Below are 1,035 nucleotides of genomic sequence, written 5' to 3'. Positions count from 1 at the left end.
AAATTTTTCAGAACGTTCGGTCCAAAATCAAGGCTGCAAAAGCCGGTGGAAGACGGCGGAAGACGATGGAGGACGGCGCAGGACGCCGGGCCGACCGGGCCGGAGACACCCCCGTGGGCCTCCGGTCCGGGCCGGCGCTCAGTCCAGCAGCGCCAGCGCCTGCTCGGCGGCGTCGCGCACCCGGGGCCCGCCCTCGGCGGTCTTGCCCACCACCCGGATCCCCTGCAGCAGCACCACCAGCATCCGGGCCAGCGCCCGCGGCTCCCGCCCGGCGGGCAGTTCGCCCTGGGCCCCGGCGCGCAGCAGGGCGGCGGTCAGCGCCGTCTCCAAGTGGTCGTAGCTGACCTCCACCCGGCGGGCCGCCGCCTCGTCGTGCGGGGCGAGTTCGACGGCCGTGTTGGTGATGAAGCAGCCACGCCTGCGGTCCTCGCCCCCCATTCCCGCGTATCGGCGCACCAGGGCGCGGACGGCCGGCAGCACCGGGCCGGGCTGGGACAGCTCGGCCAGCAGGCCGGGGTCGTGCTGTTCGTTGTAGCGCTCCAGCGCACGCAGGTAGAGCTCGTGCTTGCTGCCGAAGGTCGCGTAGATGCTGGCCCGGGCGATGCCCAGCCCTTCGACCAGGCCGGCCATCGAGGTGGCCTCGTAGCCGCGCTGCCAGAACAGTTCGAGAGCTGCCTGGAGCGCCGCGTCCGGGTCGAATTCCTTGGTCCGTGCCATGACCGGAACAGTAGCCCTTTCGAGACCGCTCGGTCAAGAAAGGGCGAGGAGTGGTCCAGACCGTTATCTGACGGAGCATTGCCAAGTGGACTAGACCAAGCCTACCCTTACCGCCCCGTCCCTCCTTCTCCCCCACACCCGCAGGAGGCGTTCCGGCATGCCCGCACACATCCCCCCGAACCCCCGGCAGGCCGTCGAGGCCGCGCGACCGCTCGTCCTGACGGTCTTCAGGATCGTCGTCGGCCTGCTCTTCGCCTGCCACGGCTCCGCCGCGCTCTTCGGCTTCCTCTGCGGCACCAAGGGCGGCGGCAGCATCCC

1 protein-coding gene and 1 pseudogene are annotated in these 1,035 nt (G+C 70.9%); one reads left to right on the top strand and one right to left on the bottom strand.

The window, feature by feature from the left end; genetic code table 11:
• Nucleotides 1-138 precede the first annotated feature (138 nt).
• Complete coding sequence (locus tag ACFC1T_RS38485; RefSeq protein WP_375897484.1) at nucleotides 139-717, bottom strand: TetR/AcrR family transcriptional regulator; 579 nt, start codon at nucleotides 715-717, stop codon at nucleotides 139-141.
• Nucleotides 718-874: 157 nt separating this feature from the next.
• Here ACFC1T_RS38485 and ACFC1T_RS38480 point away from each other — a divergent pair.
• Nucleotides 875-1,035, top strand: a pseudogene (locus ACFC1T_RS38480) (DoxX family protein); the annotation flags it as partial.

This window comes from Kitasatospora sp. NPDC056076 (assembly GCF_042266305.1).
Classification (GTDB): Bacteria; Actinomycetota; Actinomycetes; order Streptomycetales; family Streptomycetaceae; genus Kitasatospora.
The sequence above is the reverse complement of the archived record's forward strand: the minus strand, read 5'-3'. Positions and strand labels throughout refer to the sequence as shown.